We start from the raw sequence: 21,421 nt of genomic DNA, 5'->3' as shown, positions 1-21,421 counted from the left end.
TATGAATAATCGCAGAGTAATTGTAAAAGTACCGGCAAGCACGGCAAATCTAGGACCTGGCTTCGATACGCTGGGAATGGCGCTCTCGCTATATGCATGGATTGAGATGAGCGTCAGCAAGCAAACGGAATTTCATTTCTACGGCGATCAGATGAGGGGCTTGCCGAGAGACAAGTCGAACCTGATCTATAAGGTTGCACAGCTTGTGTTCAAAGAAGCGGGCGTTCATGTGCCTGAGCTGTCGATATCGATGCATAGCGATATTCCGCTTACGCGTGGACTCGGCAGCAGCGCATCGGCAATCATAGGCGCTCTCGCAGCAGCGAATGCGCTCATCGGAGGACCGTTATCAGATGATAAGCTGTTCCAGATGGCAACAGCGTTAGAAGGTCATCCTGACAATGTCGGCGCATCACTGTTCGGCGGCATCGTCGTCTCTGCATGGGATGGGGAGCGGGCGGACTACATCCGTCTTGAGCCTGATTCAAGGCTCAAGACGCTCGTAGCGATCCCAGCCTTCCAGCTGTCGACGGAGAAAGCGCGTCATGCGCTGCCGTCGCAGATCTCAATGGCTGACGCTGTGTATAATGTCAGCCGCAGTTCTTTGCTCGTCGCAGCGCTTGCAAGCGGCGACCTCGGCATGATCCGTCATGCGATGAAGGATCGGCTGCACCAGCCATATCGTGCAGCGCTTATTCCGGGCATGGCGACGATACTGGAGCGCGCGGTTGATTATGGCGCGCTGGGCGTTGCGCTAAGCGGAGCGGGACCGACGCTGATCGCTTTCGTGGATGATCATACGGAGGCATCGAATGAATTAGAGCCGTTCTTGCTGGATACGCTTAAGCAAGAGGGAATCGAGGCTAGAACGTTATGGCTTTCGCCAGCTGTTCATGGGCCTCAATATATCATTGAGGATATCACGCAGCATCCCGCGATTCCTCTTCCCGACCGAATCAAAGGAGATATGTTGCAATGAAGACGATAGCAGTTCTACCTTCCGGCTCTGTATCGGATGAGGCGGCTAGACATTTTTTCCAGAACGAAGACATTCAATGGAAGTATCACAGGCTCATCTCTGATGTGTTCCTATCTACAGTCAACGGGGTAAGCGATTATAGCATCATTCCGATTGAGAATACGATCGAGGGATCTGTAAGCTTACATATGGATTGGCTCGTGCATGAGGTTGATCTTCCGATTCAAGCGGAGTGGGTTTATCCGTCCATCCAGAATTTGATTGGACGGCAATCGGAAACGCTAAGCGAGGACGGAACAGTCGATTATTCGAAAATTACGAAGGTTATCAGTCATCCGGTAGCTATAGCGCAATGCCTGCAGTTTCTCCGCACTCATCTTCCCCACGCGGTGACGGAGCATGTAAGCAGCACGGCGGAAGGCGTTCGAATTGTGCAGAACAACCCGAATGCCGGGTGGGCAGCTATTGGCACGAAGACAGCTGCGGCGAATGAGAAGCTTGACGTTATCGCCAGCGAGATTACAGATCATGACAATAATTATACAAGATTTCTGCTCGTTGGTTCTGAGCCCTATACAGCACGGCAATCGGAGCAGAAGAAGACGAGTATCTTGGTCACATTGCCTGAGGATTATGCAGGAGCGCTTCATCAAGTGCTTGCCGCTTTCGCATGGCGCAAGATCAATCTATCCCGTATTGAGTCGCGTCCGACAAAGAAGAAGCTAGGCAATTATTATTTCTTTATCGACATCGACATGGCACTGGATACGGTGCTTCTGCCATCGGCATTACAGGAAATAGAAGCGATTGGCTGCCAGGTAAGGGTGCTGGGGAGCTATCCAAGTTTTACGGAAAACAAGAAATAATGAAGCAAGCCGAGTTCGCTCTTTGTAGAGTGTGCTCGGCTTTTTGCTATTTTTTTTGTGAAAGTGGAGACACTCGCCCATATTCTGCATAGGATGTAAGGATTGATAATAGGCATTAGCAGTGCCATGTTATTCAGAACGTGACAGGAGGGTAACGGCGAGTGAAAATCCATATTGTGAAAAGTGGCGACAGCTTATACTCGATTGGCCAGAAGTATAATGTATCGCTGGAAGAGATTTTGAAGCTGAACCCGGGCATATCGAACCCGGATGTCATCGAAGTTGGGATGAAGCTGAAAATTCCATCAACGCACACAGGTGGCTCTGGAGGCGGGATGGACATTATGCATCAGCATGTTGTGAAGCAAGGAGATACGCTTTGGAAGCTGTCCAAAGCTTGGGGCGTACCATTGGCTGACATGATCAAAGCAAATCCGCAGCTTAAAAACCCGAATGTGCTGTTAACGGGAGAAGTTGTAAATATTCCTAAGGTGAGCGACACAGGTCATGGCGGAACCGGTGGTCATAGCGTCGGGCAAGGCGGCAACGGCATGGGGACACTGCATCCTACATCCGTTATGCAAAACGTACAGGGCTGGGTCGGCAAGCTGTCTACTGCTCCAATAACAGGAAAAACGCCAACAGGGCCGATAACAGGTAAAACGCCGACAGCTCCAATTGCACCAGCACCTGTAGCACCTGTTCAACAGAAGCCTGTAGCACCTGTCGAACAGAAGCCGGCAGCACCTATTCAACAGAAGCCTGCTGCGCCTATTGTGAAGCCAGTGAAGCCTGCGCCGTTGCCTGCACCTAAGGCCGCGGCAGTCGAACCGGCGAAAAAAGCGTTGCCGATTGAAAAACCTGTTGAGAAGAAGCTTCAGCCTATTCATTCGGAATATAAACCGAACGTTGATTTGTTCAAGCAATATGGCATACCGGCAACGGAAGCATTATCATTATATGATTTGCCGAAAGCTCCTGAATCGGTTTCACCTGTTCAGCAGCAACCTGCTTTCGGTGGCTATGGATATGGTCATCCAATGACGATGCCGGCACAAACAGGGCATGGTTACGGATATGGCGGCTGGCAGCAGCCTGTTCCGTTCGGCAGTACGGTAAGTCCGCTGGGAGAAGGCAACGAAGCGCCATTTGATTGCCCGCCGGGCACCGTATTTGTCGGAAGCTATCCTTCTCCATCTACTTTGCCGACCACGGCAGGCCCGGGATGGGGATATGGCTATCATGGCGTGAATCCGCTCCAGCAGGACGTTAATGAGAATAGTCATTTGGTTGCCGGAGCTGCAGCAATGCCGAACCAAAGCTTGGTATCGCCGTTTGCAACGCATCCAAACCAAGGAATGGTATCGCCGTTTGCAGCGCATCCAAACCAAGGAATGGTATCGCCGTTTGCAGCACAGCCAAACCAAGGAATGGTATCGCCGTTAGCAGTGCAGCCAAACCAAGGAATGGTATCGCCGTTAGCAGCGCAGCCAAACCAAGGAATCGTATCGCCGTTTGCAGCACAGCCAAACCAAGGAATGGTATCGCCGTTTGCAGCGCAGCCAAACCAAGGAATGGTATCACCGTTAGCAGTGCAGCCAAACCAAGGAATGGTAGCACCATTTGCAGCGCAGCCAAACCAAGGCTTTGTATCCCCTGCCAATTTCCAGCCTGATTATGGCTATGGATATGGCTACGGGGGTCAGAGTATGATCATGCCAGCTCAGGCTCAGCATGACAACGGTTATGGTTACGGCTATCCGTCTTATCCGCCTTATCCGGGCTGGCCACAAACGGCAGGTGCTAACGATGCGAATCAAGCGGATTGCGGTTGTAAGGGCAATCGTTCGGATCAGAATACGGAAAAGCAAGTGGAGCTGGAACAAGAGAAACCTATAAAAACAGTTGTTCAACGGAAAAATGCTAAAAAAGCAGTTATCCGCACCGTGTCTTCCCGTCCGAATAAGACGAAAAACCGCGGTAACCAGCCTTGGCTTAATCGTTAATTAAAGTCAGCCCCGATGACCAAATACGGTTATTGGGGCATTTTTATTTTGTTTAGGAAATGATTTGAAGCTAAAATGGTTGCAGTAAGCACTCATACCTGTTTATGGGGTCGGAATGTCGTAGGAGTAAGTTTGGACGGGAGCTGTATGCGCAAATGTGCTCTTACAGCAGCCAAAATACCATAATTAGTGACCTGTAAGCGCATATGTACGCTTATGAGATTGGAATGTCGTAAGAGTAAGTTTGAACGGGAGTTGTAAGCGTAATTTATTCTTTGCATATTTATGTAATATTGGCGCATACTATCAAAAAATATAATAAAGGGGTCTTCCCAATGATGGAATTCAGCCTTTGGAAAAACTTGAAAAAGCAGCTCCGGAGAAAGCGTCGACCAACTTGGAGTCTTGGAGGATTGCTGCCTCTCTTATTGGCAGGTGGTTTAATGCTCACACAAGGAGAGCTTGCTGAGGCAGCTCCACAAGTTGCTGGAATAGAGAGCGTTATCAACAAGCTGGAGCTTGGGAAAGAACCGCTGTCAGTTGAACTGCGACGTATTTATGTATGCGGCGAGGAATCAAAGCCGCTTGGACGGATGATGGGTAAACAGGTAGCTAGTCTGTTGCAAAGCCATCCAGATTGGACGGCAGTACTTGATCAGACGAATAGCATCGTGCACGTTGAACAGCGCGTGGAAGATTTGTCTGAGCATTGCAAAGCAAATGCATATATGGGGGTGGACAAGCTAGGAAATTTCAGTCTATATGACGGAATACCGAAGAAAGAAAAGGTGGTTCGAACCTTTTTCCAACTAGATGTGCATTATATGGAGAGCAGTCTCCCTCAGGACAAGCTGGATCAGCTCACCAAAGGTATACGAATTAACGACATAGAAGAATTCAACAGCGTATTGTCCACGTTTAGTGACTACGCTATTGAACAAAATCAGAAGGTAATGAAGCCAGCCTACTAGACTTCGAACCTGCGAAATAAGAGGCTGCACAGCGATGTGCAGCCTCTTTTTGCTCACGTATGGACTGAAATATCAAACGCGCGTTCTCATTCCTCTTATCTTTTGCTATAATAGATGAAGCAACTTTCAGTGTTTGGAATGGAGAAAGCAAGTTTTTGAGGAGATGACCGTTTGCGCGTTCTTGGAATTGACCCTGGTTATGCGATTGTTGGATTTGGATTCATAGATAAGATTGGCCATAAGCTTACGCCCGTTCAATACGGTGCGATTCAGACGGAAGCCCACACGCCCCCTGAGCAGCGCTTGCTTCAGATTTACGAGTCTGCGGGTGCATTAATGGATAAATATAAACCGGATACAGTCGGTGTGGAGAAGCTGTTCTTCAACCGAAATGTGACCACGGCCTTCGAAGTGGCACAGGCTAGAGGCGCTATTATATTAGCTGCAGCGCAGCGCGGGCTGCCGATTGGCGAATATACACCGCTTCAGGTTAAGCAAGCTGTAGTAGGCTACGGGAAAGCAGAGAAGAAGCAGGTGCAGGAAATGGTCAAAATGTTTTTGAAGCTTGCGGCAGTACCGAAGCCGGATGATGTGGCCGATGCGCTTGCGGTGGCCATTTGTCATGCGCATTCCGTCGTTTTGAACGACAAAATAAATGGGGTGAATCGCTCGTGATTGATTTTTTGAGAGGCAATGTTGTCCATCTGGAAGCCGAATATATCGTGCTGGATGTGAGAGATACCGGCTATCGCGTATTTACTCCTAATCCGTACGTATTCGCGAAGAAGGAAGAGCCGATTACTGTGTATATTCACCACAACGTACGTGAGGACGCGATACTGTTATTCGGTTTCGAGACCAGAGAGGAGCAAACTTTGTTCCGCAAGCTGCTCGAGGTGTCGGGAATAGGACCTCGCGTTGCATTGGGCATTCTGTCAGGAGGAAGACCGGACGCTGTTATTGCAGCCATTCAGCAGGAGAATATTGCCTTTTTAACGAAACTTCCTGGAATTGGGAAAAAGACGGCGCAGCGCATGATTCTGGACTTGAAGGATAAGCTGGTAGGCGCAGGCTTAGATGGTGGCTTGCTTACGGCAGCCGGCGTTGCGCTTGATCTTACTTCGAGTAGACATTCTGGCCAAGGGGCTGGCACTGCATGGCAGGAAGCGAGAGAAGGGCTAACGGCGCTAGGCTACACAGCAGCGGAGCTGGATAAGGCGTGGCTTGGCTTGCAGCACAGCGTGACGTCCGAGGAAACAGTGGATGCATTAATGAAACGGGCGCTGCAGCAGCTGTTCAAAGGGTAACGGAAGGAGATGAAAGCTAATGGATGATCGAATCATTTCCGCCAACCTGATGATGGAAGACCAGACTGTTGAGCTCAGCCTGCGTCCTCGTTATCTGGCCGAATATATTGGACAATCGAAGGCCAAGGAAAACTTGAAGGTCTATATTGAAGCAGCGAAGCTTCGCAAGGAATCGCTTGATCATGTACTCTTGTACGGGCCTCCTGGGCTGGGCAAAACAACACTTTCCAATATTATTGCGAACGAGCTTGGAGTAAGCTTGCGAACGACGTCTGGACCAGCCATTGAGCGGCCTGGTGATCTAGCAGCGCTGCTGACGAATTTGCAGGAGGGGGATGTGCTTTTTATCGATGAGATTCATCGCCTGCACCGGACGGTTGAGGAAGTGTTGTACCCGGCGATGGAGGATTTTGCTCTTGATATTATGATCGGGAAAGGTCCGAGTGCCCGTTCGGTAAGATTGGATTTGCCGCCGTTTACATTAATTGGTGCGACAACGCGGGCAGGCTTGCTTTCGGCACCGCTTCGCGACCGCTTTGGTGTGGTCAGCAGACTTGAGTTTTATACAATTGATGAATTGGCATTCATCGTTGCTAGAACGGCTGAGATTCTGAATGTCAGCATTGTCGGTGAGGCGGCGGGAGAAATTGCGATGCGCTCACGGGGAACACCGAGAATTGCAAACCGCCTTCTGAAGCGCGTAAGAGACTTTGCACAGGTTCGCGGGGACGGTATCATTACGCATGATTTAGCGAGATCTGCACTAGAGCTGCTGCAGGTTGATCCGATGGGTCTTGATCTAATCGATTTCAAAATGCTGCAAGCGATGATAACGACATTTGCTGGCAGGCCGGTTGGCCTTGATACCATTGCAGCAACCATTGGAGAAGAAAGCCAAACCATTGAAGATGTCTATGAACCCTATTTGATGCAGATTGGATTCCTTCAGCGGACGCCTCGCGGAAGAATTGCGACAGATAATGCCTATCGGCATTTGGGGCTGCCTATTCCAGGGAGGTAACGAACAATGGGTAAAGCGCATGGCTTAGCGAAAGAGAAACTCTATGTGCTGTACGACGGGTATTGCAACCTATGCCTAGCTTCTGTAGCAAAGCTAAAGGAGCTTCCATCAAGAGCAGACTTGCAATTCATTCAAATCCAGCAACTGGAGTCGGTGGAAGATTCGGTACAGCTTTTACCGCGAAGCACGAAGCTAGATATGGCTGTGTTATATGAAAAAATGCATGTTGTTGATGATCAAGGGAAGCTGTATGCGGGTGCAGACGGTGTTGTAAGAATATTGAGGACGGTGAAGGGCTTTCGCTGGCTGTCCGCTTTCTATCGTATTCCTGGCATGAGCCGTATTGCAGATCGCCTGTACCGCTATGTCGCGAATCGAAGATATGAATGGTTTGGCTCAACCGAGCAAAGCTGTTCCATTAATGGCTGTGATTTGCCGAAGAGCAGAGAGGAGAGAAACACACATGGCAAATAAACGGTCACTGAAGCTGAAGCAATATACGATGCTAGTTGTTGCGATTATGCTTCTTGCAACCTCATGGACGGGTTCACCGTCACATGCAGCAGTACCAAAGCTTGATCTTATTCGCGTTGCTCTATTTATGCAATTGCCTGGGAAATATGATGATACAACTGCTGCGGCAACCTTCTCGTCGCCAAGCGGCCTCAGCATAGGCTCAAGGCAGCCGGACGGCGTGAGCAGCTGGTTTAATGTATCTGGCGGAACAAATGTGCGTTTTGCCCCAGACAGCTTTAAAGTAAAGGTGTATGAGTCATCGACTTTTGCATCAGCATTAGCTGTTCAGAAGAGACTGCAAGCGTTAAAGGGAGCGGCTTTCCTCACTTCGCTTTCCAAAAACGGCACAATCATTTACCAAGTTATTGAAGGTACATACAAGACAGCGGCAGAAGCGGCAGCAGCTGGTACCAAATGGACAGCTGACAGCGAACTCTCCAAGCTTGTTGGCGGATTTAAGGCTGTTCAGCAAGGACCTTTGCACTTGGAGAGCGCTGCGTATGCAGGGAAGACGGAAGCTATAGCGGCTGCCAGCGGCTTCGGTGCTGCGGGCTTGGATGCTTTCGTCGCTGTCCGCTCCTCCCAAACAGGCACGGCAAGCTACTCCGTCATGGTAGGCGCTGCATTAACAGATGCGGAGCTTCAGATTGTACAGGCAGCTGCTTCGAAAGCAGCTGGTGGAAGCACATTGAAAACGGCAGATACCAAACTGCCTTATCTATTGCTGCGTAATGATCATACCGTGAGCGCTAAAGCGGAAAGTAATTCAGAGCTTTATATGTTTGCAGGAAGCGACACTAAGATTTCGATCGCTCCAGTCGGCTCTGACCCAATCAAGCTGACGGAGCGAAGTAATCGCAGCTATCGCGGGCAATTTGAGCTTAGTATGCTTAATGGTCGGATGGCGGTTATTAATGAGCTGCCATTCGAACAATATCTTTACTCCGTTGTCGGCGTAGAAATGTATTCTACCTGGCCAGCAGAAGCGCTTAAAGCACAAGCAGTTGCTGCTCGCTCGTATGCGCTGAACAAAGGCTTTGGGTTTCAAATTGCTCATGTTGTGGACACAACCTTGAGTCAGGCTTACTATGGCACAGGCTCAGAGAGAGCGTCTACCATTGCCGCTGTTGATGATACGGCAGGAGAAGTAGCCTTATACAATGACAAAGTCATTGAGGCGTTATTTGCAGCGAGCAGCGGTGGCATGACAGCGGACGCTAAGGAGATTTGGGGAAATGCAGTCCCTTATTTGCAGGCGGTGAAAAGTCCTGATACCTCAAGCGAGGTGGGCTTACACAGCTGGTACCGCGTTGTGCTGCCAAGTGGGTTACTCGGATATGTTCGGGATGACTTGCTTGATGAGACAGGACAAACAACGGCAGCTGGAAGCTCCATTATGCAGGTGAATACGAATGGTACGAAGGTACGGAAGCATCCGCAAATTCAAGATGCGATTCCAGTTGTTGCGACGGCAGAGAGCGGAACTAGGGTCATCGTGCTCGAGAAAAAAGTGGAATCGAATTCCATGTCTTGGGTAAGAGGCCCTTATACGCCGCAAGAGATGCTGACAGTTATCAATGCGAGAGTGAAAACGCCAATAACGGGTCCGCTGCGTACGTTGGAAGTCAGCCAAAGCGGAGCTTCTGGACGTGCTACGGAGATTCTGGCTAATGGTCAGAAGCTGAATGTGAGCTATCCGGATATGTTCCGCAGTACGCTTGGCATAGACGGTTCGCTGCCAAGCACGCTCTTTCAAATTGAAGAAACCGCTAAGGTTTCGCTGCTAGGTGCTGGATCAGCAACAAGGACGAAGCCAAGTGACACCGCGCCTGTGTATGTGATTACTGCTGGCGGCAAGGTAACTGAGGCCAGTCAGTCTAATTTGTTTATTCTGGATGGCAGCAAGCAATTACGCGCCTCAACCAAGGAGCCTTCCTTCCGTTTCATCGGTACAGGTAACGGACACGGTGTTGGATTATCTCAATATGGTGCTTTAAGCCTTGCTCAGCAAGGGTATGACTATCAATATATTTTGAAATACTACTACAAAGATGTAACCATCGCTAAGGAATGATTGAATCGATATGAACGTAGAATGGTTTGACTTTGAATTGCCGGAACATCTCATTGCCCAAACGCCACTGCTTGATCGCACAGCCTCAAGGCTGCTTGCGCTAAACAAGCAAACAGGCGAAATCACTCATAACAGATTTACAGATTTGGAGCAGTATGTGAAGTCAGGGGATGTTCTTGTCCTCAATGATACTAGAGTAATTCCAGCACGCTTAACAGGCATCAAAAGCGATACGGGCGCTAAGATTGAGCTGCTGCTTCTAAAACAGCTTGAAGGCGACAGCTGGGAGGCGCTTGGCAAGCCAGCCAAGCGGTTAAAGGTAGGTACGGCACTTTCTTTTGGAGATGACGGGCAAGGCAATCCTTTGCTTAGAGCTGTAATCGAGAAGGAAGGCGAGATGGGCGGTAGAACGATCCGTTTCGAATATGAAGGTATTTTCCAAGAGCTCTTGGATCGTTTAGGCGAAATGCCATTGCCTCCTTATATTAAGGAGCGGCTTGAGGAGTGCGAACGCTATCAGACCGTTTACTCGAAGCATGCAGGCTCTGCTGCTGCGCCTACTGCCGGTCTTCATTTCACAGATGAATTTCTAGCCAGGCTGCAGGCAAAGGGAGTGAAGCTTGCGTACGTAACACTTCATGTGGGACTCGGCACTTTCCGTCCAATGTCGGTTGACTTGGTAGAGGATCATGAGATGCATTCCGAATATTATGAGCTGAACGAGCAGAATGCCGCAATAATAAATGAAGCCAAACAGACTGGCGCGCGTATTATTGCAGTGGGGACAACCTCTTCGAGAACATTGGAGACGGTAGCAGCAAGATTCGAAGGGAATCCACTAGAAGCTTGCAGCGGCTGGACCTCGATTTTTATATTCCCAGGCTACGAGTTTAAGCTCGTTAATGCGCTATTGACTAATTTTCATTTGCCAAAATCTACGCTAGTTATGCTCGTAAGTGCGCTGGCTGGTCGTGATGAGGTTATGCGTGCCTATGAAGAAGCGATTGCTCATGAATATCGTTTCTTTAGCTTCGGTGATGCAATGTTTATTTACTAACTAGGAATAGGAAGCGTGAATTGTGGCTGTAAAATATGAATTAATCAAACAATGCAAACAATCGGGAGCGCGTCTTGGACGCGTTCATACCCCACATGGCGTAATAGAGACGCCAACCTTTATGCCGGTAGGCACGCAAGCTACGGTCAAAACGATGAGTCCTGAAGAATTGAAAACGATGGATGCCCATATTATTCTCAGCAATACGTATCATTTGTTTCTAAGACCAGGACATAACATCGTAAGGAACGCAGGCGGCTTGCATAAGTTCATGAATTGGGATCGTCCAATTCTGACAGACAGCGGCGGCTTTCAAGTGTTTAGCTTGAGTGAAATGCGTAAAATCACGGAAGAAGGCGTACACTTCCGATCTCATCTCAATGGCGATAAGAAGTTTCTATCGCCAGAGGTGGCGATGGAGATTCAGAATGCGCTGGGTTCAGATATTATGATGGCATTCGATGAATGTCCGCCATTCCCAGCCGAGCATGACTATGTGAAAAAGTCGCTGGAGCGCACGACTAGATGGGCAGAGCGTTGTCTGAAAGCACATGCTAGACCAGACGATCAGGGACTTTTTGCGATCGTGCAAGGCGGAATGTACAAAGATTTGCGCATTCAAAGTGCAAATGATTTGACTTCCATGGATTTCCCGGGGTATGCTATTGGTGGACTGAGTGTAGGCGAGCCTAAGCATCTGATGTACGATGTGCTCGATTATACGGTGCCCATTTTACCAGCGAATAAACCTCGTTACCTTATGGGCGTAGGATCCCCAGATGCACTGATTGAAGGATCCATCCGCGGTATTGATATGTTTGATTGCGTACTGCCGACACGGATTGCCCGTAACGGAACAACGATGACAAGCCAAGGCAGACTCGTTATTCGCAATGCGAAGTACGCCGAGGATTATGGTCCGTTGGACCCTGAATGCTCATGCTACACGTGTACGAATTATTCGAGAGCATACATACGACATCTTATCAAAGCGGATGAGACGTTCGGGATGAGGCTTACGACATACCACAACTTGCATTTCTTACTTCAACTCATGCGGGACGTTCGGCAAGCGATTATGGATGACCGACTGCTTGATTTCCGGGATTCCTTCTTCACAAGCTACGGCCTGTTCGATAATGAGAAAGGATTTTGAAAGGGGGGATTTCGATGTGGCTAGCAGCTGAAGCAGCAAGTCAAACTAACATCCTAAAAATGGTTGGCCCGTTTGTGCTGATGTTCGCGGTGTTTTATTTCTTGCTTATTCGTCCGCAGCAGAAGAAACAGAAGCAACGTACTTCCATGCTCAACCAATTGAAAAAAGGCGATAAAATTTCAACAATTGGTGGTTTGCACGGCACGGTTGTAGAGCTTAGCGATGACACAGTTGTACTTCGTGTAAACGATACAACGAAAATGACATTCGAGCGCAGTGCGATCAACACAATCATTAACTCTGCACCAGCAGCAGTTGATTTGGAAAAATAATAAAAAAAGGCTGACATGCCATCATGTCAGCCTTTTTTTATTGCTTTTTCATGTTGACGCCAATGATTCCACCGAAGGCACCTGCAAGAAGAGACAAGCCAAGCAGAAGTGCGCTATGGAGCGAAAGTGATGCGTCAGATGCAAGAAAGCTGATGATAATGACGATTGCTCCATATATGAAACCAAGTAAACCGCCATTATACCAGCCCTTGTTCTCAGATCGCCTTCCCGATGTAAAACCGCCAGCAAGCGATGCAAAGCCATGAACGAGCAAGGCATTCGTCGCAAGGCTGCTTTCCTTCATGCTTGTGAAATGCAGTAGAAAGGATAACAGCAAGGCGCCTGCTGCCAGCCAAATAATCGAAAAAAGCACTCCGGCAAGCAGCGGTGATGCAATTAATGGTGGTTTAATAGCTTGTTTTACCGAGCTCATCAAATTCCCCCCTATGATTGGTACTTATTACTTAACCATATGGTCAAGCTAGCCGGAATAGTACAACTACTGTATGAAAGTACTGGAAATATGAACTGTCTTGCCATATATTCGTATAAGCTTGCAGAGTATGAGGTTATCGACGGCAGGTGAGAATACCTTTACCAAGGTGAAACGGCTGTCGCCGTTCTTGGTGGCGCGGCGCGTTTCATTCCGAGAAATATAGAGAAAGGATTATGGAATCGTATGCTTTCCTATATTTCAAGGTGAAACGGCTGTCGCCGTCCTTGGTGGCACGGCGCGTTTCATTCCGAGAAATATAGAGAAAGGATTGCGGAATCGTATGCTTTCCTATATTTGAACAAAGGAGCTGACTACAGCTCACATGACATAAGTCGAGGAGGAGGTTTCCGCTTGGAATTCTGGAGCCTGTTAATCCGGACGGTGATTATTTACTTCGTTGTGTTTCTGATCATGCGCTTTATGGGAAAGCGAGAAATTGGAAAGCTCTCAGTGTTCGATCTTGTCATTTCCGTTATGATCGCGGAGATAGCGGTTATTGTGATTGAGGATATGGATCGATCGATGTGGAGCGGCATCATGCCAATGGTTATCTTGCTGCTCATTCAAGTAGGAAGTGCATTTATGACGATGAAAAGCCGCAGGTTGAGGCTGCTGTTCGACGGCAAGCCTAGCGTCATTATTGACAAAGGCAAATTAAATAGTGACGTTATGCGAAAACAGCGATACAACCTAGACGATTTAATGCTTCAATTACGAGAGAACAAAATAAGCGCGGTTTCAGACGTGGAATTTGCAATATTGGAAACGAGTGGGAAGCTGTCCGTCATTCCAAAAGAGGATACGAAGTCATCCGAGAATAGCGGAAACGATAATCCGTTTGTTGGAAATAAGACGAATGACAGGAATTTGAAGACATTTGATCCGTCCAAAGTTATTCCATCAAAATATCGGTTTGAAATATTGCCTGTGCCGCTGATTATGGATGGCAAAGTTCAGGATAGAAATTTGGAGAAGCTTGAGAAAACAAGATTTTGGCTTAAAAATGTGCTGCAGGAAAAAGGGGTCACAGACTTTAAGGATGTGTTTTTTTGCACGATAGACCATAAAGGAAAGCTATTCGTCGATATGCATGATAAAAAACAGCGGTAAGAAGAGGGATTTCTCCTCTTTCTACCGCTGTTTATTGTCGATTAGGCTATTTAAACCATTTGCCGAATAACGGAATTCTAATCATATCGTGACGGTCGATAATTTTCATCAGGATCATAAGAATTAAGTAAATAATGGCACTTGCAGCGCAGGCAAGCAGCAAATTTATCCATTCAGCCGGGAGTGGCTGCTGATTCATCGTATATTGGGCAGCGGCGCCCATCATGACCATAGCGGCTCCAACTTTGACAAAGTCGAGCAGCTTCATATGGAAGCCTATAAATCTCAAGACGCTAATGGCATGTAGTACGGTAACTAGAACGATATTGACGTTTATCGCGATTAGCGCTCCATAGATGCCGTATGCCGGGTCAGATGCAAGCTGCGCAATGAGGAATAGCTTTACGACCGCACCAATTAACGTGTTGATTAATGCGGTTCCGGGTTTATTAAGCGCTTGAAGAGCGGCTTGTAGTGGAGCTTGTAAATAAATAAAGATGCCAACAGGCGCGATAAGCTGGAGCATAGGTGCAATGTCTGCATGGTTATAAAGCATGCGACAGATCGGTTCGGCGAATAAAACCATAATAACGACAAATGGGGCACCGGACACGAGAGAAAGTCTCATCGATTGATGCAGTCTTTTATGAATTAAGGAATGGTCACCTCTAGCTGCTGCCTCCGACAAGGAAGGGACAAGTGACACCGCTAGCGAGTAGGTTAACGCAGTGGGAAGCAGCAGTAGCGGAACGATCATACCTTGAAGAGCACCGTATTGTGCAGTTGCGATGCCAGTTGCGATGCCTGCCGCCGCTAGACTGCGTGCGGTAAGGATGGACTCAAGCAAATAAGAGAATGAACCAATGAGCCTGCTGCCTGTTACAGGAATAGATAAACTGAGTAATCTTCGGAGTACAGGTTTGCTTGGGATTGATGATGAAGATGCAGGTTGTAGTTGTGCGTTTGTATGCTTGCTCGCAACTTTGTCACGGTAATATTTCCATAATAAGACGGCTAACCCGCCGATCTCTCCAATGACCGCACCGAGCATCGCTCCAGCAGCAGCCCATTCCAGGCCATATGGGAGAAATAAATAAGCGAAGAAGAGGGAAGCGATGATGCGAAGCACCGTTTCCACGATTTGCGACACAGCTGTAGGAATCATATTCTGCTTACCTTGGAAATAACCCCGATAGACAGAGGATAAACCAATAATGATAAGCATAGGCGTCATGACCAGAAAGGTCTGGTACACACGTGCATCTGGTAGGACATGTGTCGTAATCCATTTGGCCCCAAGCAGCATGACGCCAGTCATTACAATTCCGAGAAACGCGACTAATCCCATTGCGGTGCGGAAAATATATTTGACACGAGCCGAATCGCCCTGTGACTCAGCTTCTGCAATCCATTTCGCTACCGCAAGCGGAATGCCGCCGGTTATAATGGTTAGCATGACGGTTAGAAAGGGATAGCTAAGCTGATACAAACCTACGCCTTCCGCCCCAATGATGCGAGGCAACGCGATACGTGGCACAAACCCAAGCAATCGATTGATTATGCCTGCGGCAAGCAATATCATAGCACCTTTGATAAACGTTTGCTTGGTTGAATGGTTCTGCTTCGCCATACTGGATTACCCTCTTCTCTATTATGGAATAGCTGAGCTGCTCCTGACTTGGCAAATAGCCTAAGCTGTGAGACAGGCTTTTACTATCATCTTTATGCTCGGCATGTCCAGTTCCATGTCACTCAATTTGCAGAATGCTTAGATAACGGGAAGGAATTCGGGTGGTGGGCAGCGAATATTTGGAATACAGCAATTAGGAAGACTGAATCGTTCCGTATCGCCGAAGGACGGCAAGAGCCGTTTCACCTTGGTAATAGGTCGGATAATAACGTGCAGCTTATCCTTTCTTATATGAATCATCGTTGATGTAACAAGGCATTAGGAGGCGCAGCATGGATGACGAAGAATTAAACCGCGTGATAGAGGAACTGTGTATGAGTAAAGCGGAAGAGTTTCATCTGATCGGGTATGAGCATGTTTCGGGCCAAGAGATATGGGCGTGTGTCAGCGAGAAGTATAAGAAGACAGGCGAGCCTGAACTTCATGAATTGGTGAACGATATTTTATCGCTGAAAGTGACGAAATTTATGAATTTCTTGACGATTAGCGCATACAAAGGAAACCCGTTCTGATTAATTGGGTTTCTTTTTTTTTGACTCGATTTTACCTCGTCTGTATAATAGGAATATTGAGATCATAAGGGGGATTTAGACGTATGTTCGGGAAGAGAATTGTTGCCTTCCTTGCGATTATTGTCATTATGTTTGGCGTTATCGCTTGGACAAGCCCATCGCTAGTGAAAGACGTAAGGCTAGGCCTTGATTTGAAAGGCGGATTTGAGGTTTTGTACGAGGCATCCCCGCTTGAGGGCGGAGAGGCTGTAACGCCGGAATCGTTGAAAGAAACGGCAAGAAGCTTGGAAAAAAGGATAGATGAGCTCGGAATTGTAGAGCCTGAGATTACACCAGAAGGTTCGAATCGGATCCGGTTGCGGCTAGCCGGTGTGGCGAACGAAACTGAGGTGCGAGAGAAGCTCGCCAAACCGATCATTCTGACATTCAAGGGCCCAGACGGGAAAATCGAGCTTGATGGCAGTGATTTCAAGCCGAACGGCGCGGGCATCGGCTACGATAACCTAAGCAAGCCGTTCGTAACCATTGAGCTCAAGGATGCCAAAAAATTCGAAGAAATTACAACGCGTTTAACAGGGCAATATTTGGCTATTTATCTCGATGACAAAGAGCTGTCTAAGCCTTCTGTCAATTTTCCAATTACTGGAGGTTCCGCGCAGATTTCAGGAGATTATACGAGAGATGAAGCTAAGGAATTGGCAGATATGATTAATCTCGGCGCGCTTCCGCTCAAGTTGACTGAAAAGTATACGCAAAGTGTCGGCGCCAAGCTCGGGCTTGCTTCTCTAAAGGAAACCGTTGAGGCGGGTATTATTGGTACGGTTATCATTCTGGTATTTCTGCTCATTCTGTTTCGAATTCCTGGAGTTGTAGCAGGTATAACAGTTATTACTTATACGTGGCTGTTGCTCGTTGTTTTCAATTTAATGAACGCCACGTTAACTTTGCCAGGTATCGCCGCCTTTGTGCTGGGGATAGGGATGGCTGTCGATGCGAACATCATTATGTATGAACGAATCAAGGAAGAGATTCGCAGCGGCAAAAGCTTGCTATCCTCGCTTAAAGCAGGCTCGAAAAATTCATTCCGTACGATTATGGATGCCAATGTTACAAATATTATTGCTAGTGGTGTGCTTTATTTCTTAGGTAGCGGTGCGATTCGCGGCTTTGCCTTAACGATGGTCTTCAGTATTTTTGTAAGTATGCTGACGAATATTTTCTTATCCCGTTTCTTGATTATGCTGCTTATCAAGAGTAATCTATTTACAAAACCAAGCTATTATGGTGTGAAGGAGGCAGAAATCCGTGAACTTTAATACAAAGATTCGATACGATTTTATTGGGAACCGCAATAAGTTCTTTCTGTTCTCAATCACGTTGACAATAGTAGGGATCTTGTCCTTACTGTTCTTTAGCCTGAATTTCGGTGTTGATTTCAAGGCGGGAACAAACATGGATATATTGGTGGGAAAAGCTGCTACCCAGCAGGATGCAAAAGAAATTTTAGTGAAGGCTGGAATTGAAGGCATTACACCTACTGTTGGCGGTACTAAAGGCGATCGCATTTCTGCTCGTTTCGATGAGGTGTTGTCACAAGCGAAGATTGTCGAAATTCAAGAAGGCTTTAAAGCTAAGTACGGAGATCAGGTATCATCAGAGGTTAACATCGTATCCCCAGACATGGCACAGGAGCTTGGGATTAAGACCATATGGGCGATTCTCGCCGCGAGCGTCGTTATTATGATTTATGTCATGATTCGATTTGAATGGCGCTTTGCAGTTGCTGCGAATATCGCTATTCTATATGACGCTTTTGTGGTTATTGCCTTATTCTCCATTTTCCGTCTGGAAGTAGACCTTCCGTTTATCGCTGCAGTTCTTACGACAATTGGATATTCCATTAACGATAAAATCGTTATCTTTGACCGTATCCGGGAAAATCTGCGGTTTGGACAATTCAAAAACCGCGAACAACTGGCTGAAATGGTAAACGCAAGTATTTGGCAAACGATGGCCAGAAATATTTACACCGTATTGGCCGTATTAGTTGTTGCTGTATGTTTGTTTATTTTCGGAAGTGAGTCGATCAAGCTGTTTGCATTAGCAAAAATTATTGGTCTCACCAGCGGGGCGTATTCTTCAATCTGTATTGCGAGCCCGCTCTGGCTCATGCTTAAAGGCAAGCAAAAGCCTAAGACTGTTGCAAAAACATCGGCATAGAGGTCAGACCACATATGCTTGTGAGACAGGTTTTGCATTCGCAAAACCTAGGCATATGCTTACGAAGCAGGTTTTGCATTCGCAAAACCTTTAGGAGGTAAAAATGTCAACCACACAGCGATATGCAAAAGCAGAGTCCGCAAGCTGGGCCGGCTTATGGGGAAACATGCTGCTGGCTCTATTTAAAGGCGTAATAGGTTGGTTGTCAGGAAGCAAAGCATTGCTCGCCGATGCATTTCGGTCGGCAGCGGAGGTGGCAGCGGCAATTGCTGCTATTTCCGGTTTGCGGGCAAGCAGGCAGCGGAAGCTGGAACAGGCTAATTCCGCAGCTGAAACAGAGGATTTAAGAGGAGAGGCGGCTACAACGATTCTGTTGTCAGTCGTCCTTCTCATCATTGGGATCGAGATCGGAATATCCGCTATCAGGGATATTGCTGCTGGCGTTACGACTGCGCCGCATTGGAGCTCTGCCGTCGTAATCGTGCTGTCCTTAATCGTGCAACAGCTATTCTTCGCGGATAAGGACAGAATGTCGAGCCTTTATTGCTCAGCAGCGGCTTTGGTCGGTGCCAGCGGTGCGATTATAGGGAAGTTGTTTACCATTCCTGCGCTTTATTACTTTGATCCTGCCGCAGCGTTTATCATTGCGATTATTGTTGTCATGAACGGTTATAGAATGGCTACAGTTCTCATTCGTAAGGATAGTAGATTGACGGCTTGGGATGAGAATCCGGATGAACTTATGCAGCTTGTGCAGCGAGTTGAGGGCGTAATTACAGTGCAGTCGCTAAAAGCCAAAGAGCATGGACATTACGTCATTGCAGATATGGTCATTAGTGTTAATCCACGGATTTCGGTTCTTGAAGGCCAAGAGATTGCGAAGCGGGTAAAGCAGCTGGTAATGAAACGCTTCATCCATGTTACAGACGTTTCAATATATGTTGAGCCTTATGACCCTGGTTATCCTTACAAGTCCAATCATGATCCGAATCAGGAGCAGATGCCTACACTGCTGCAATAAAATCATCGAACAGCAGAAAGGAGGAGAGCGGCATGATTCAGAGAAAAACAAGATGGGCACTTGCTTCATGGTCAGAGGTTGATGAACAGAAAGCTTCGAATTTGGCTTCTAATCTCAGTTTGCGTCCGCTTGTCGCCAAGCTTCTTGTTAAGCGCGGATTTGACAATGTGGAAGCAGCAGAGCGTTTTTTGCGCGGAGGAGTGGAGCATTTTCATGATCCTTATTTGTTAAGGGGAATGAAAGAAGCTGTCGAGCGGATTAAGCAGGCAGCGGAGAATGATGAGAAAATACGAATCTATGGCGACTATGATGCCGATGGCGTATCGAGCACTTCTTTGCTCGTTCATGTGTTCCGATCATTAAATTATAAGTTTGATTATTATATTCCTCATCGTGCACTTGAAGGCTACGGTCTGAACAAAAACGCAATCAAGCTCGCTGCAGATGAAGGTATAAGCTTAATTGTAACGGTTGATACAGGAATCAGCGCTGCCGAGGAGATTGCCTACGCTGGCGAGCTAGGTATCGATGTTGTCGTGACGGATCATCACGAGCCGCCAGAGCAAATTCCAAGCGCATGCGCGGTTGTAAATCCGAAGCAAAACAATTGCGATTATCCATTCAAAGGGCTTGCCGGCGTCGGCGTAGCATTCAAGCTTGCTCATGCCTTGCTGGAGCGCCCGCCGCTCGAATGGGCGGATATCGTCAGCTTAGGGACCATCGCAGATTTGATGCCGCTAAAGGACGAGAATCGCATTCTGGTCCGGTATGGCTTGGAACGACTGAAAAACAAACCGAGTGTAGGCTTTCGAGCGCTTGCGGAAGCAGGCGGCATAGAGCTCGATACCATTACTTCCACAGGTGTTGCATTCGGAATGGCGCCGCGTATTAATGCGGCTGGCCGTCTAGATCATGCCAAACGAGGTGTAGAGCTGCTTACGACGGATGACTACGATAATGCTATCCTTGCTGCGATCAGCTTGGATAGTCTTAACAAAGAGCGGCAGCGCGTCGTAGAGAGCATCGTTAAAGAAGCAGAACAGCTATGGCAAGAGAAAGTTGCGGAAGCTGAAGCGATTGGAATTGCGTCTCCACCTGTTATCGTGCTTGCAGGCGAAGGCTGGAATGTTGGCGTCATAGGCATCGTTGCATCGAAGCTGCTTGAGCGTAACTATAAGCCGGTCATTATTCTCGGCATAGACGTAGAGACGGGGATGTGTAAGGGCTCTGCACGCTCGATAGACGGCTTTGATCTACATGCAGCTCTTACTGCCTGCGACGAGCTGCTGGACCACTACGGCGGCCACCAAGCCGCAGCTGGGATGAGCCTGCATCGTGATCGTCTTCCAGAGTTCGAGCAGCGTCTTGGCAAGCTGGCTGACGAGTGGCTGAGCGAGGAAGATTGGATACCGAAAACAGCGGTAGATCTCTTATGCTCTGTGAACGAGGCTACACTAGAAACGATCACCGAGCTCTCACAGCTTGAGCCGTTCGGAATGGGCAATCCTTCTCCGAGGCTGCTATTCCAGCATGCTGAGCTTGCAGATAGACGTACCATTGGCAAGGAATCGAAGCATTTGAAGCTATCGCTCGGCAGCGGTCGACGCTTACTGGACGGCATTGGGTTTAGTATGGGCATGCTCGCAGCAGGCCTTCAGCCTGGAAGCAAGATCGATGTCATTGGTGAGTTGTCCGTTAATGAATGGAATGGACAGCGCAAGCCGCAGTTGCAGCTGCATGATATGCATTACGATCCTGCCGCTGCTCTTTTTCCGGAGCGTGAAGATTTCGGTAAAGTTTATCAGCAATTGAAGCTGCTCGGCGAGGCCCAGCTTGCTGGTCTAAATGAACGCCTCTCTAAGCAGAGTGGATTATCCTTAGTCACTGTAGATTTGATGTTGGACGTATTCGAGGAGCTGCAGTTCATCGAGCGGAGCAATGGATTGATGATCGCTGCGACCTCCCCACAGAAACGTGACTTAACGACATCGGAGCGTTACCGCGAGGCCAAAGCAAAATATGAAGCATCACAGTACACAGCTAGTTACTGATCATAATGAATAGTTCGAAAAGGAAAGGGTTGACCT

The 21,421-nt window shown here is 47.9% G+C and carries 20 protein-coding genes; 18 read left to right on the top strand and 2 right to left on the bottom strand.

Going from position 1 to position 21,421, the window contains the following annotated elements:
* Position 1: 1 nt before the first annotated feature.
* The 12 genes from thrB to yajC all read left to right on the top strand — a co-directional run bounded on the left by thrB (position 2) and on the right by yajC (position 12,285).
* Positions 2 to 979 (top strand): homoserine kinase, encoded by a 978-nt coding sequence (gene thrB / locus FGT79_RS09250; protein ID WP_138752386.1) that lies wholly within the window; start codon positions 2 to 4, stop codon positions 977 to 979.
* Complete coding sequence (pheA, locus tag FGT79_RS09245) at positions 976 to 1,845, top strand: prephenate dehydratase (protein ID WP_138752385.1); 870 nt, start codon at positions 976 to 978, stop codon at positions 1,843 to 1,845. The genes thrB and pheA overlap by 4 nt, the downstream gene beginning before the upstream one ends.
* Before the next feature lie 161 nt (positions 1,846 to 2,006).
* Positions 2,007 to 3,851, top strand: coding sequence for a LysM peptidoglycan-binding domain-containing protein (locus FGT79_RS32240; RefSeq protein WP_138752384.1), 1,845 nt, complete (start codon positions 2,007 to 2,009; stop codon positions 3,849 to 3,851).
* Positions 3,852 to 4,186: 335 nt separating this feature from the next.
* Positions 4,187 to 4,822, top strand: a complete 636-nt coding sequence (locus tag FGT79_RS09235; protein WP_138752383.1) for a BofC C-terminal domain-containing protein — start codon at positions 4,187 to 4,189, stop codon at positions 4,820 to 4,822.
* Between the two features lie 171 nt (positions 4,823 to 4,993).
* Complete coding sequence (gene ruvC, locus FGT79_RS09230) at positions 4,994 to 5,497, top strand: crossover junction endodeoxyribonuclease RuvC (protein WP_138752382.1); 504 nt, start codon at positions 4,994 to 4,996, stop codon at positions 5,495 to 5,497.
* Positions 5,494 to 6,129: a Holliday junction branch migration protein RuvA gene (ruvA, locus tag FGT79_RS09225; RefSeq protein ID WP_138752381.1), complete on the top strand. Its 636-nt coding sequence runs from the start codon at positions 5,494 to 5,496 to the stop codon at positions 6,127 to 6,129. The genes ruvC and ruvA overlap by 4 nt, the downstream gene beginning before the upstream one ends.
* Before the next feature lie 19 nt (positions 6,130 to 6,148).
* Positions 6,149 to 7,150 (top strand): Holliday junction branch migration DNA helicase RuvB, encoded by a 1,002-nt coding sequence (ruvB, locus tag FGT79_RS09220; RefSeq protein WP_138752380.1) that lies wholly within the window; start codon positions 6,149 to 6,151, stop codon positions 7,148 to 7,150.
* A 6-nt stretch (positions 7,151 to 7,156) separates the two neighbouring features.
* Positions 7,157 to 7,624: a thiol-disulfide oxidoreductase DCC family protein gene (locus FGT79_RS09215; RefSeq protein WP_138752379.1), complete on the top strand. Its 468-nt coding sequence runs from the start codon at positions 7,157 to 7,159 to the stop codon at positions 7,622 to 7,624.
* Positions 7,614 to 9,740, top strand: coding sequence for a SpoIID/LytB domain-containing protein (locus FGT79_RS09210; protein ID WP_138752378.1), 2,127 nt, complete (start codon positions 7,614 to 7,616; stop codon positions 9,738 to 9,740). The genes FGT79_RS09215 and FGT79_RS09210 overlap by 11 nt, the downstream gene beginning before the upstream one ends.
* 10 nt (positions 9,741 to 9,750) lie before the next feature.
* On the top strand, positions 9,751 to 10,797 hold the full coding sequence (gene queA / locus FGT79_RS09205; protein ID WP_138752377.1) for a tRNA preQ1(34) S-adenosylmethionine ribosyltransferase-isomerase QueA: 1,047 nt from the start codon (positions 9,751 to 9,753) through the stop codon (positions 10,795 to 10,797).
* A 22-nt stretch (positions 10,798 to 10,819) separates the two neighbouring features.
* Positions 10,820 to 11,953 (top strand): tRNA guanosine(34) transglycosylase Tgt, encoded by a 1,134-nt coding sequence (gene tgt, locus FGT79_RS09200; protein WP_171056145.1) that lies wholly within the window; start codon positions 10,820 to 10,822, stop codon positions 11,951 to 11,953.
* 14 nt (positions 11,954 to 11,967) lie between these two features.
* Positions 11,968 to 12,285 carry a preprotein translocase subunit YajC gene (yajC, locus tag FGT79_RS09195; RefSeq protein WP_138752375.1) on the top strand — a complete coding sequence of 106 codons (318 nt, stop codon included), beginning with the start codon at positions 11,968 to 11,970 and terminating at the stop codon, positions 12,283 to 12,285.
* Positions 12,286 to 12,322: 37 nt separating this feature from the next.
* Here the strand turns inward: yajC and FGT79_RS09190 are convergent, their stop codons facing one another.
* Positions 12,323 to 12,718 carry a TIGR04086 family membrane protein gene (locus tag FGT79_RS09190; RefSeq protein ID WP_138752374.1) on the bottom strand — a complete coding sequence of 132 codons (396 nt, stop codon included), beginning with the start codon at positions 12,716 to 12,718 and terminating at the stop codon, positions 12,323 to 12,325.
* Between the two features lie 474 nt (positions 12,719 to 13,192).
* On the opposite strand from FGT79_RS09190, the gene FGT79_RS09185 reads away from it, so the two are divergent.
* The gene (locus tag FGT79_RS09185) at positions 13,193 to 13,891 is read left to right on the top strand and encodes a YetF domain-containing protein (RefSeq protein ID WP_138753012.1); all 699 of its coding nucleotides are present in this window, start codon (positions 13,193 to 13,195) and stop codon (positions 13,889 to 13,891) included.
* A 46-nt stretch (positions 13,892 to 13,937) separates the two neighbouring features.
* Here the strand turns inward: FGT79_RS09185 and spoVB are convergent, their stop codons facing one another.
* Positions 13,938 to 15,521: a stage V sporulation protein B gene (gene spoVB / locus FGT79_RS09180; RefSeq protein WP_138752373.1), complete on the bottom strand. Its 1,584-nt coding sequence runs from the start codon at positions 15,519 to 15,521 to the stop codon at positions 13,938 to 13,940.
* 332 nt (positions 15,522 to 15,853) lie between these two features.
* Here spoVB and FGT79_RS09175 point away from each other — a divergent pair, with 332 nt between their 5' ends.
* The 5 genes from FGT79_RS09175 to recJ all read left to right on the top strand — a co-directional run bounded on the left by FGT79_RS09175 (position 15,854) and on the right by recJ (position 21,385).
* Complete coding sequence (locus FGT79_RS09175) at positions 15,854 to 16,093, top strand: post-transcriptional regulator (protein ID WP_138752372.1); 240 nt, start codon at positions 15,854 to 15,856, stop codon at positions 16,091 to 16,093.
* A gap of 83 nt (positions 16,094 to 16,176) precedes the next feature.
* A complete protein-coding gene (gene secD / locus FGT79_RS09170; RefSeq protein WP_138752371.1) occupies positions 16,177 to 17,409 on the top strand; it encodes a protein translocase subunit SecD in 1,233 nt (410 codons plus the stop codon).
* The gene (gene secF, locus FGT79_RS09165) at positions 17,399 to 18,313 is read left to right on the top strand and encodes a protein translocase subunit SecF (RefSeq protein WP_138752370.1); all 915 of its coding nucleotides are present in this window, start codon (positions 17,399 to 17,401) and stop codon (positions 18,311 to 18,313) included. Before secD ends, secF begins: the two co-directional genes overlap by 11 nt.
* A gap of 103 nt (positions 18,314 to 18,416) precedes the next feature.
* Positions 18,417 to 19,334, top strand: a complete 918-nt coding sequence (locus FGT79_RS09160; protein ID WP_138752369.1) for a cation diffusion facilitator family transporter — start codon at positions 18,417 to 18,419, stop codon at positions 19,332 to 19,334.
* A gap of 32 nt (positions 19,335 to 19,366) precedes the next feature.
* Positions 19,367 to 21,385 carry a single-stranded-DNA-specific exonuclease RecJ gene (gene recJ, locus FGT79_RS09155; protein WP_138752368.1) on the top strand — a complete coding sequence of 673 codons (2,019 nt, stop codon included), beginning with the start codon at positions 19,367 to 19,369 and terminating at the stop codon, positions 21,383 to 21,385.
* The last annotated feature ends 36 nt before the right edge of the window (positions 21,386 to 21,421 follow it).

The sequence above is a fragment of the Paenibacillus sinopodophylli genome (genome assembly GCF_005930355.1).
In the GTDB taxonomy this organism is placed as follows: domain Bacteria; phylum Bacillota; class Bacilli; order Paenibacillales; family Paenibacillaceae; genus Pristimantibacillus; species Pristimantibacillus sinopodophylli.
The sequence above is the reverse complement of the archived record's forward strand: the minus strand, read 5'-3'. Positions and strand labels throughout refer to the sequence as shown.

What these genes read in the sequence shown, in the direction of transcription:
- thrB (WP_138752386.1), top strand. Translation starts at nt 2, where the DNA reads ATGAATAATCGCAGAGTAATTGTAAAAGTACCGGCAAGCACGGCAAAT.
- pheA (WP_138752385.1), top strand. Translation starts at nt 976, where the DNA reads ATGAAGACGATAGCAGTTCTACCTTCCGGCTCTGTATCGGATGAGGCG.
- FGT79_RS09235 (WP_138752383.1), top strand. Translation starts at nt 4,187, where the DNA reads ATGATGGAATTCAGCCTTTGGAAAAACTTGAAAAAGCAGCTCCGGAGA.
- ruvB (WP_138752380.1), top strand. Translation starts at nt 6,149, where the DNA reads ATGGATGATCGAATCATTTCCGCCAACCTGATGATGGAAGACCAGACT.
- FGT79_RS09215 (WP_138752379.1), top strand. Translation starts at nt 7,157, where the DNA reads ATGGGTAAAGCGCATGGCTTAGCGAAAGAGAAACTCTATGTGCTGTAC.
- FGT79_RS09210 (WP_138752378.1), top strand. Translation starts at nt 7,614, where the DNA reads ATGGCAAATAAACGGTCACTGAAGCTGAAGCAATATACGATGCTAGTT.
- queA (WP_138752377.1), top strand. Translation starts at nt 9,751, where the DNA reads ATGAACGTAGAATGGTTTGACTTTGAATTGCCGGAACATCTCATTGCC.
- yajC (WP_138752375.1), top strand. Translation starts at nt 11,968, where the DNA reads ATGTGGCTAGCAGCTGAAGCAGCAAGTCAAACTAACATCCTAAAAATG.
- FGT79_RS09190 (WP_138752374.1), bottom strand. Translation starts at nt 12,718, where the DNA reads ATGAGCTCGGTAAAACAAGCTATTAAACCACCATTAATTGCATCACCG.
- FGT79_RS09185 (WP_138753012.1), top strand. Translation starts at nt 13,193, where the DNA reads ATGCGCTTTATGGGAAAGCGAGAAATTGGAAAGCTCTCAGTGTTCGAT.
- spoVB (WP_138752373.1), bottom strand. Translation starts at nt 15,521, where the DNA reads ATGGCGAAGCAGAACCATTCAACCAAGCAAACGTTTATCAAAGGTGCT.
- FGT79_RS09175 (WP_138752372.1), top strand. Translation starts at nt 15,854, where the DNA reads ATGGATGACGAAGAATTAAACCGCGTGATAGAGGAACTGTGTATGAGT.
- secD (WP_138752371.1), top strand. Translation starts at nt 16,177, where the DNA reads ATGTTCGGGAAGAGAATTGTTGCCTTCCTTGCGATTATTGTCATTATG.
- FGT79_RS09160 (WP_138752369.1), top strand. Translation starts at nt 18,417, where the DNA reads ATGTCAACCACACAGCGATATGCAAAAGCAGAGTCCGCAAGCTGGGCC.
- recJ (WP_138752368.1), top strand. Translation starts at nt 19,367, where the DNA reads ATGATTCAGAGAAAAACAAGATGGGCACTTGCTTCATGGTCAGAGGTT.